Source organism: Paraburkholderia xenovorans (assembly GCF_046030735.1).
GTDB lineage: Bacteria > Pseudomonadota > Gammaproteobacteria > Burkholderiales > Burkholderiaceae > Paraburkholderia > Paraburkholderia xenovorans_A.
The window spans coordinates 18,906-28,083 of the sequence record NZ_JAQQBV010000056.1; the positions used below are offsets into that span (position 1 = coordinate 18,906).

At 59.6% G+C, this 9,178-nt stretch carries 8 protein-coding genes; 4 read left to right on the forward strand and 4 right to left on the reverse strand.

From position 1 onward, the window contains the following. Nucleotides 1-13: 13 nt before the first annotated feature. The 4 genes from PQQ51_RS32275 to PQQ51_RS32290 all read left to right on the forward strand — a co-directional run bounded on the left by PQQ51_RS32275 (nt 14) and on the right by PQQ51_RS32290 (nt 3,357). The gene (locus PQQ51_RS32275; RefSeq protein ID WP_408501255.1) at nt 14-742 is read left to right on the forward strand and encodes an AvrD family protein; all 729 of its coding nucleotides are present in this window, start codon (nt 14-16) and stop codon (nt 740-742) included. 169 nt (nt 743-911) lie between these two features. Beyond that, a complete protein-coding gene (locus PQQ51_RS32280; RefSeq protein WP_408501256.1) occupies nt 912-1,964 on the forward strand; it encodes a beta-ketoacyl-ACP synthase III in 1,053 nt (350 codons plus the stop codon). 17 nt (nt 1,965-1,981) lie between these two features. Next, on the forward strand, nt 1,982-2,245 hold the full coding sequence (locus PQQ51_RS32285) for an acyl carrier protein (protein ID WP_408501257.1): 264 nt from the start codon (nt 1,982-1,984) through the stop codon (nt 2,243-2,245). 95 nt (nt 2,246-2,340) lie between these two features. Then, nucleotides 2,341-3,357 carry a zinc-binding alcohol dehydrogenase family protein gene (locus PQQ51_RS32290; protein WP_408501258.1) on the forward strand — a complete coding sequence of 339 codons (1,017 nt, stop codon included), beginning with the start codon at nt 2,341-2,343 and terminating at the stop codon, nt 3,355-3,357. A 120-nt stretch (nt 3,358-3,477) separates the two neighbouring features. Here PQQ51_RS32290 and PQQ51_RS32295 read toward each other — a convergent pair whose 3' ends face one another. The 4 genes from PQQ51_RS32295 to PQQ51_RS32310 form a co-directional block, all read right to left on the reverse strand. Next, a complete protein-coding gene (locus tag PQQ51_RS32295) occupies nt 3,478-7,065 on the reverse strand; it encodes an indolepyruvate ferredoxin oxidoreductase family protein (protein WP_408501259.1) in 3,588 nt (1,195 codons plus the stop codon). 290 nt (nt 7,066-7,355) lie between these two features. After that, a complete protein-coding gene (locus tag PQQ51_RS32300) occupies nt 7,356-8,351 on the reverse strand; it encodes an ion channel (RefSeq protein WP_408501260.1) in 996 nt (331 codons plus the stop codon). 105 nt (nt 8,352-8,456) lie between these two features. Then, nucleotides 8,457-8,702: a hypothetical protein gene (locus PQQ51_RS32305; RefSeq protein ID WP_408501261.1), complete on the reverse strand. Its 246-nt coding sequence runs from the start codon at nt 8,700-8,702 to the stop codon at nt 8,457-8,459. Between the two features lie 46 nt (nt 8,703-8,748). Then, nucleotides 8,749-8,979: a hypothetical protein gene (locus PQQ51_RS32310; protein WP_408501262.1), complete on the reverse strand. Its 231-nt coding sequence runs from the start codon at nt 8,977-8,979 to the stop codon at nt 8,749-8,751. Nucleotides 8,980-9,178 lie beyond the last annotated feature (199 nt).

A 9,178-nucleotide genomic window follows, 5' to 3' on the forward strand; every position in this document is an offset into this window, starting at 1 on the left:
TTGCCGGGTGAGTATGTCGCTGAGCTACTTCCAGAGCATTGACGAGATTTTAGGTTCATCGCAATCCCGCTATTTTGGAAGCGGGTTTCTAAACACCGCGTACGCGTTTTCCGACTTCACAGGAGTCCAACAGGACGCCGAAATTCAATTTTCCTGTCAAGCGGGGGTGCGGCTCCCGCAAACATGGTCTGTCAAAGGCGATAGCAAACAGAAGCCTCATTTGAGTAGCATTGATGCAGTCGAGCTATCCATTCAAGCTCTGAAAGCGCTGTCCGACTGCACTGTTCCGATCGAGGGTCTTCGAACTTGTTCGATTACGGGAATGACGGTTGTCGCAGGCCGCGACCCAGTGGAGGAGAACCTTCATGCGTTGGCTCTGCACGGACGCCTGGCTAATCAATTGGATGGATCGATGGTAGTAACGCTCGGCATCGCCAACATGAAAATAGGTCTCACGCTTTCGAAAGCATCATCCTATGATGAGTTACTGACTAGAAGTAAAAGGCACCCAATCGTTATCGGCGAGCTGATGCTCAATCTGGATGAGCTGAACGCGTCGGGGATGGTGTCGCCAACGCGCTGCGACGAGTCTTGCTATTGGTCGTTATCAAGCTGTTTTGCCGCTGCCCTTCAGGTTGGACAAGCATTGCTTTACGGGCACGACAAGATAGCCCGCGCGGAGAGCAACACGCTATGGATGCGGAAGATGGCAATCAGAGTCCTTCGCCGATCCCGTCGCTGAATTCGCCACAGCCGATTTACACGCAACTGAACAACGTTAAAAAACTGACGATGGACGACGCCGACTGGCGGTGCGCAGATGTTGTCACGTATTTGAGCAATACCAACATTGTTTGTAGCGTGGCACACAGGCTTTCATGACGACAAAGCTGGATGGATTGGAGGGTGGCATGACAGACTTCACAACACTAACGAATCCTTGCAGCGGGGTAGCATTTTCCGCAGGCATCACGGGCGTGGGCGGTTACTTGCCGGAAGGCGTTGTCACCAATCAGATGCTGGCGTCGCGACTCGATACGGATCACGACTGGATTACATCCCGTACCGGTATTCTGGAGCGACGCATCGCCGATGAGTCGCAAAGTACGAGCGATCTCGCGGTAGAGGCCGGATCACGAGCGCTTCGTTCAGCCGCCAATCCTGAAGTCCAGGCGCTAGTACTTGCGACAACCACGCCGGACTTCCGTTGTCCGGCCACGGCTCCCTATGTTGCTGCGCGAATGGGCTTGGGGAAGATTCCTGCATTCGACGTAAGTGCCGTGTGTTCCGGATTTCTCTACGCGACTTCGGTTGCGGTCGCCTATGTCAATTCCGGACATTTCGATTCGGTACTTGTCATTGCCGCGGAAAAATTCAGCACACTGATCGACCCGAATGACAGGAACACGGCGTGCCTCTTTGGCGACGGTGCGGGTTCGGTTGTTATTAGCAAAGTTCCAGTCGGTACAGGCGGCCAGATACTTGCCCACGCCATTCATTCGGATGGCGAACTAGAAAGTTTGATCAAGGTAAAAGGTGGTGGGAGCAGGTATCCCCTCTCCCCACACGAAACCGTCAATCGGCCACGATCGGATTATTTTCTTGGCATGCAGGGTAGGGAGGTCTTTGCCGCCGCGACCGCGTCGATGTCGGCTTCTGTCAGCGACATTATTTCAACGGCTGGATGGGAACTCGACGACCTTGACTGGCTAATCGCCCATCAGGCTAACAGGCGAATATTAAACCTTGTGTGTAAGTCGCTCGATATCCCACCAGAAAAAGCCTGCGTTCATCTGGACGAAGTTGGCAATACGGCTGGCGCTTCAATTCCGCTTCTGCTCGCAGCCAAAAGTCGGCAATTCAAACCGGGAGATAAGCTTGTTCTTACTTCTTTTGGGGCGGGGGCAACCTGGGGGGCGCTGGCCATGACGTGGCCTGCGCTCGGCACGATAGAAGCTCCATAAAATCACAGGAAGAAACCATGTTGAGCGAGATTTCGAACATCGCGAAAGAGGTATTGGGCGAATATGTCGATGTCAATCAAATCGGTGTGGATACCGGATTTGATTCACTTGATATCGACTCGCTACTTCTCGTCGAACTGGCCGTCATGTTGAATAAACGCCTTGGCTTTATCGTGACCGAGTTTGAGATCAAGCAGGGGAACTCAATCCGCTCGATCGCCGAGCTCTATGACCGAACCCGGCATTTGCCGTTTTCTCATGGAGACACCCAGCCTGTATAGGCCAAGCCAGGGCAAGCAGATTAGCCGGCTTCGTTGGCCGGCTTTCTAAAGAAACTGTGGCGCTGAGTTTGTCATTCGATGGAAGTCAAAAAGATATGAAAGCAATCGGACTTTACAAGGCATTGCCGGCCGATCATCCGGAAAGTCTGGTAGATCTGGACATTCCCTATCCTCGACCCGGCGTAGGTGATTTGCTTGTTCGGGTCGAGGCCATTTCAGTCAATCCTGCGGATTGCAGGGCGCGGCGTCGCAAAGTGGACGATGGACAACATGCGATTCTGGGCTGGGATGTAGCGGGTACGGTCGTTGAAATAGGACCGGGCGTGGCCGGCAATTTTTCGGTTGGCGATGCCGTCTACTATGCCGGAGATCTGAATCGAGCCGGGGGTAATTGCCAATTTCATGCGGTCGACGCGCGCCTCGTAGGGCGGCGGCCTCAAACGCTTCCCGTCGAAGATGCCGCTGCGATACCGTTGGTGGCGTTGACGGCGTGGGAGGCGCTTTTCGAACGCATGGGGTTCAAGAGGTCGGGCAAAAACCGTCTGCACAGCCTGCTTATTGTCGGCGCCGCAGGAGGCGTCGGATCGATGGCGATCCAGTTGGCCAAACTGGTTCCGGATCTCGTCGTCATTGCCACCGCTTCACGCGCTGAATCGCGGGCCTGGTGCCTGAAATTGGGCGCCGATGCGGTGATCGATCATGCCACTGACTTGCAACACGGACTGGCTGACATAGGATCGCCGAAAGTAGACGCTGTGTTGCTTCTGGGAGAGCCAGATGTCCATTTTCCGAACCTCGCGCAACTCATCGAGCCGCACGGCCATTTGTGCTCCGTTGTCCCTTTCGAAAGACCGATCGATTTGAACCTGCTTATGCGAAAGAGCGTGACTTTTACATGGGAATTCATGTTTACACGTTCAATGTTCAATACCGACGATGTCAGCGTGCAAGCGGATATCCTGAATGAAATGTCAATGCTCATTGACAAGGGACTGATTGCACCCATTGCGACGCAGACCCTCGCCCCAATCAACGCGCCCAATCTGCGGTTGTCTCATCAACTTCTGGATACACGCCGTACTATTGGAAAAATTACGCTGAAGGATTTTTGAGGTGAAGTTCGCAAAGGTCCGGTCGTATGAGGTTTAAATGACGCATCGGGACACCCCCGTACACCTGGTTTTATCAGGTCGAGTGAGGGTATCCCGCAACCATAGCAAACGCGCGCCCGCTTACTTCGCCACCACCACCGGAATTCCGCGCAGCTGCCCGGCGCCCTTCATTTCCTCCAGCGATTTCTTCACCGACTCGCTGGTCGCCGCGTCGATCTGCAAGCGTGCCGCGAGATCGCGTTCGCCGCGTTTCACGCCGGCCAGGTTCGCCAGCTTCACATGACCGTAGCCGCGTACGCGAGCATGCAGGTCAGCGAGCTTCGCGACGTCTTCCAGATTGCTCGCCTCCAGTTTGCCGAGCGCGCGTTGCAGCGTGATTTCGTAGTCGTCGGCGAGATGGCGTTCCATCCTGCGTTCGAGTGTGCGGCCAAACGGATCGAACACCGTGCCGCGCAAGCCGCTGAATTTCGCCATCACGCCGAGTACCGGCCACATCCATTGACCGAAGGTCTTCTTGGTCGGATTCACGCCGGCATGTGCGCGGGTGAGCGTCGGCGGCGCGAGGTTGAACTTGATCCCGAAGTCCTTGCCCGCCACGCCTTCGAACTGCGCTTCGAGTGCTTCGCGGAATGCGCTGTCCGTATGCAGGCGCGCGACTTCGTATTCGTCCTTGACCGCGAGCAGCCGATAGAACGTCGTCGCCACCGCGCGCGTCACGCGTTCGCTGGGTGCATCGACGGTGCGTTCCGCACGGCGCGCCGCATCCACCAACGCGCGATAACGCTTCACGTAAGCGGCGCCGCCATAAGTGTGCAGACGGCCCTCGCGATGTGCGATCAGTTCGTCGAGCGTATCGACGCGCACCGCCTGCTTCGCCAGATGGCGCGCTTGCCACAGCGATTCGAGCGCGGCCGGGTCGACGGCCGCGACACGGCCGATCGAAAATGCCAACTGATTCATCTGCACGGCGACGTTGTTCAGTTCGATCGCGCGCATCATCGCTTCGAACGAAACCGGCACGAGGCCCTGCTGCCACGCGTAGCCGAGCATCAGAATGTTCGCGCCGATCGTGTCGCCGAGAAAGCGTGTGGCGAGCGCCTGCGCATCGCAGGTCGACATGCGCTCAGCACCCGCGGCGTGACGCATCTTGTCGAGCAGCGCATCCGCATGCAGCGTCGCATCCGGATTCGTCACGAAGGTCGCGTTCGGAATCGCGTGCGTGTTGACGACGATCCGCGTGCGGCCATGACGCACCGTTTGCAGCGCATCGGCGCTCGCGCCCACCACCATGTCGCAGGCGAGCAGCACGTCGGCTTGCTGCGTGTCGATGCGCACCTGATTGAGCCACTCGTCGCGCGCCGCGAAGCGCACGAACGACAGCACCGAGCCGCCCTTTTGCGCGAAGCCCATGAAGTCGAGCACCGACGCGCTCTTGCCTTCCAGATGCGCGGCCATGCTGATCAACGCGCCGACCGTCACGACGCCGGTGCCGCCGACGCCTGTCACCAGGATGTCGAACGGCGCGGCGTCGAGGTGCGTCGACGGAATCGGCAACGCTTCGACGCGCGCGGCGAGCGCCGCCGGATCGAATGCGGCGCCGGCGGCTTTCTTGAGCTTGCCGCCTTCCACCGTGACGAAGCTCGGGCAGAAGCCGTTCACGCACGAATAGTCTTTATTGCACGACGATTGATCGATGCGGCGCTTGCGTCCTAGCGCGGTTTCGACCGGTTCCACAGACAAGCAATTCGACTGCACGCCGCAATCGCCGCAGCCTTCGCAGACTTCTTCGTTGATGAAGAGGCGCTTGTCCGGATCGGGAAACTCGCCTTTTTTCCGGCGACGCCGTTTCTCGGCCGCGCAGGTCTGGTCGTAGATCAGCACGGTGACGCCGTCGGTATCGCGCAGCTCGCGCTGCACGGTATCCATTTCGCTGCGATGGTGGAACGTGGTGCCCTTCGGGAACAGGTCGTGATGGCCGTCGTATTTTTCCGGCTCGTCGCTGACCACGACAAAGCGCGACACGCCTTCCGCTTCCACCTGGCGCGCGATCTGCGGCACGGAGATGCTGCCGTCGACCGGCTGGCCGCCGGTCATCGCGACCGCGTCGTTATAGAGAATCTTGTAGGTGATCGTGGCTTTCGCGGCGACCGCCTGACGGATCGCGAGAATGCCCGAGTGAAAGTAGGTGCCGTCGCCGAGATTCTGGAACACATGTCGCGTTTTCGTGAACATCGAATGCGACGCCCAGTCGACGCCTTCGCCGCCCATCTGGATCAGGCCGGTGGTGTCGCGCTCCATCCACGACGCCATGAAGTGGCAGCCGATCCCCGCATGCGCGATCGAACCGTCGGGTACTTTGGTCGACGTGTTGTGCGGGCAGCCCGAGCAGAAGTACGGCGTGCGCTTCACGCTATCCGCGGCGTTCGACAGCATTTGCGGCGCGACCAGATCGACCACCCGTTCGCGGCGATCGAGCGCGGGCTTGTGTTTCGCGAGCCAGTTCGCGAACACCGGCAGGATCCGTGACGGCCGCAATTCGCCGAGCGACGACAACAGCAGCGTGCCGTCTTCGGCGTTCTTGCCGATCACGACCGGCCGCGTGCCTTGCGTGCGGTTGTAGAGATAGTCCTTGATCTGCTGCTCGATGACCGGGCCTTTCTCTTCGATCACCAGCACTTCGGACAAACCCGACACGAATGCGTCGATGCGCGTCATTTCCAGCGGAAACGACAGCCCGACCTTGTAGATCCGCACGCCTGCCGCTTCGAGATCGGCCACCGTCAGATCGAGCCGGCGCAAGCTTTCCATCAGATCCAGATGCGCTTTGCCGCAGGTCACGATGCCCACGTTCGCGTGCGGACTCGGCGCGATCCATTTGTCGATGCTATTGGTGCGCGCGAAGTGGCGCACCGCGTCGAGCTTCGCGTGCATCCGCGCTTCGATCGTCAGGCTCGGCAGATCGGGCCAGCGGTTGTGCAGGCCGCCGGCCGGTGCCTGAAAGTCTTGCGGAGCAGCCCATTCGGTTTGCAGCGCGTCGAGGTCGACCGTGGTGCCGGACTCCACCGTCTCCGAGATCGCCTTGTAGCCGACCCATGCCCCCGAGAAGCGCGACAGAGCCCAGCCGTACAGGCCGAATTCGAGCATGTCCGCGATATTCGACGGATTCACCACCGGCATATGCCACGCCATCAGCGCAAAGTCGCTCTGATGCGGCATCGACGACGACACGCAACCATGATCGTCACCCGCCACCACCAGCACGCCGCCGTGCGGCGAAGAACCGTACGCGTTGCCGTGCTTCAGCGCGTCGCCTGCGCGGTCGACGCCGGGACCCTTGCCGTACCACATCGCGAACACGCCTTCGACGGTGCGCTCCGGATCCGATTCGACCCGTTGCGTGCCGAGCACTGCGGTGCCGCCGAGTTCTTCGTTGATCGCGGGCAAGAAGCGGATTTCACTCGCGCTGAGCAGTTTTTTTGCTTTCCACAATTGCTGGTCGACCATGCCCAGCGGCGAGCCGCGATAGCCGCTGATAAAACCGGCCGTGTTCATTCCGTGCGATTTGTCGAGGGCGCGCTGCATCAGTGCGAGCCGCACCAGCGCCTGCGTGCCGGTCAGGAAGATCCGGCCGCGCGTCGCGGTGAGGTTGTCGGACAGCTTGTAGTCGGCGAGAGCGGGCGTGCCGTCGATGGGCAGGCGAGCGGTCATGGGTGAGTCTCCAGAATTTTGCATTCGCGCGCCGTGGGTGGGGACCACGAAGGTGACGCGGCGAAAGAGACTCTATTTTTTAGCGCCGATTAGAGTGAATTTTTTCTAGTTACGGACGCGAACTCCGAAACCGCGCGACGGGCCGCGCGTTTTAATGAAGTTTTGAGGTGGATCTGCCAGGCGGCGGGCGCCTTCGGGTATGCCCTGGGGCGTTCACGTGTGTCGATCGACGTGAAGGTGCTCACGTCTCCCGAAGCCCGGCGCCCTTCGGAACCGGCCGGCGGAGCGACTTACGATGCCGACGGTTTTTGCACGGGCGTGACCGACGCGGAAGGTGTGGAAGGTGTGGCATGGGCGCCATCGAGCGGCACGATCTCGTCGAAATGCGAATAGTCGATGTAGCTCACGCCATCCACCTCACGCATGATGTCGGCGAAACGATACTGCCAGTGGATCTTGTCGCAGCCCCACGTGTAGCGTGCCTGCATGGTTTGCGAGGTCGATTCGTCGACGCCTTCCAGCGTGAGCAGCAGCATCGTGTCGACGTGTTTGAGCGTCTCGGCGGTTTCGCCGAACAGCGGGCTGCTTTCGTCGATCACGTGCATCAGGATCCAGCCGAGCTTGAATACCGGATGCTGTTCGCGCACGAGCGTGAGGTCGTACAGCTTGCGCAGCGAGAAGCCTTCGACCGTGGTTTCCTGGCGCATGATGCGCAATTTCGCGCGCGCTTCGGCGATCACGTTCTGACGCGCGTTGGCCGCGCGCACCATCAGCGTCATGCGACCATCGAGCGGCCGGACGACAGCGTGGCGGGCGAACATGATCTTCGCGTGCGGCCGCGAGAAGCGCGCGAAGATGAGCCCCGTGGCCAACGCGATGCTCGACATGCCGACGAAGATCTCCAGCGTCGCGATCCAATGCGCGTAGAGGGTTTGCGGATGCATGTCGCCATAGCCGACGGTCGCGAGCGTCTCGACGCTGAAGAAGAATGCGCCGCCGAAGCCTTTGGGAAACTGATTGGCGATGGGTGCGTCGCCGAGCAGGTAGAGCGTGGCGAAGAGGGTGTTGAGCAGCAGGAACAGCACTGCGAGCGACACGAAAAACGTCGGCCAGCGCACCACCAGCGCGCGGTGATAGAAGTCTTGCCAGAGAGGCGTGGGCAGGCCGTGCGTGATGATCACGCGGTCGTCGAGACGCAATTCGCGGCTGCCGCGCGCGCGACGTCGCGGCGCGCCGGCCTCGGCGTTGTCGATGCCAGAGAGGCGGTCTGACGGTTCGGTTGCCATCGCGGGCTCGCGGAGATGAAAACGCGCAAAGGTTAGCACGCTGCCTCGCGCGCCGTCGTACCTCGTGGCGCCGGTTTTCGGCGTGTGTGGCGAAGCTGCGGTGACTTACGGAAAAGCGCGCGGTTTGGGAATGCCGGCGCCGTGTTCGATGTCGTCGACGGCTTGCCGGTGGGCTGCGGCGATCGCTTCGGCTTCGTCTGCGTAGCCGGCATCACCGCCGATGGTGGTCCACGGTTTGACGGCTTTTTCCCGATGACGGATTTCGTACTCCGCGTCCCAGCGCGCGCCGTTCAATTCGATGGGGCGTACGTGAATCGAGTACACGCCGTAGAGGAAGAGCTGTTCAGCCATGATTGCCTCCGGCTGGTTGGATCGATGGCGCGCGGCGCCGGATTGCCTAAAGTTCGATTTCGCCGAGGATGCGGTGGGCGAGGGCTTTGGCTTCCTCGAGCGCTTCTTCGGGTGTCGATGAGGTTGCTTCGACTTCGTAGACGGTGGTTTCCTGATCGGCGGTTGCGTCGCCTTCGTCGCGGGAGAGAATGACTACGCCTTGCCAGGTGTCGGGTTTGGTTTCTTTTGTCGACGCGGTGGCTGTGTAGAGGCCTTTGGTGTAGGTGATGTCCTCCATGGTGTGGCTCCTTCCTTTTTCCAAAGGGTCATTGGTTTTTTTATCGTAGCACGGTGGTGGGTTTCTGCCTTGCCGGGGGCTGGGGTTTGGTTTTTGGGTTTTTGGTTTGCCTACGGCGGTGGGGTTTTTTCATTTCTTATCTTTATCTTATTGGTCTATTAGTGTTGCCCCTGTGCGGGGCGGCACTTACTTTCTTTGC

Bases quoted from the DNA above. Each gene is read 5' to 3' on its own strand.
- PQQ51_RS32275 (WP_408501255.1), top strand. From the start codon at position 14: ATGTCGCTGAGCTACTTCCAGAGCATTGACGAGATTTTAGGTTCATCG.
- PQQ51_RS32280 (WP_408501256.1), top strand. From the start codon at position 912: ATGACAGACTTCACAACACTAACGAATCCTTGCAGCGGGGTAGCATTT.
- PQQ51_RS32285 (WP_408501257.1), top strand. From the start codon at position 1,982: ATGTTGAGCGAGATTTCGAACATCGCGAAAGAGGTATTGGGCGAATAT.
- PQQ51_RS32290 (WP_408501258.1), top strand. From the start codon at position 2,341: ATGAAAGCAATCGGACTTTACAAGGCATTGCCGGCCGATCATCCGGAA.
- PQQ51_RS32295 (WP_408501259.1), bottom strand. From the start codon at position 7,065: ATGACCGCTCGCCTGCCCATCGACGGCACGCCCGCTCTCGCCGACTAC.
- PQQ51_RS32300 (WP_408501260.1), bottom strand. From the start codon at position 8,351: ATGGCAACCGAACCGTCAGACCGCCTCTCTGGCATCGACAACGCCGAG.
- PQQ51_RS32305 (WP_408501261.1), bottom strand. From the start codon at position 8,702: ATGGCTGAACAGCTCTTCCTCTACGGCGTGTACTCGATTCACGTACGC.
- PQQ51_RS32310 (WP_408501262.1), bottom strand. From the start codon at position 8,979: ATGGAGGACATCACCTACACCAAAGGCCTCTACACAGCCACCGCGTCG.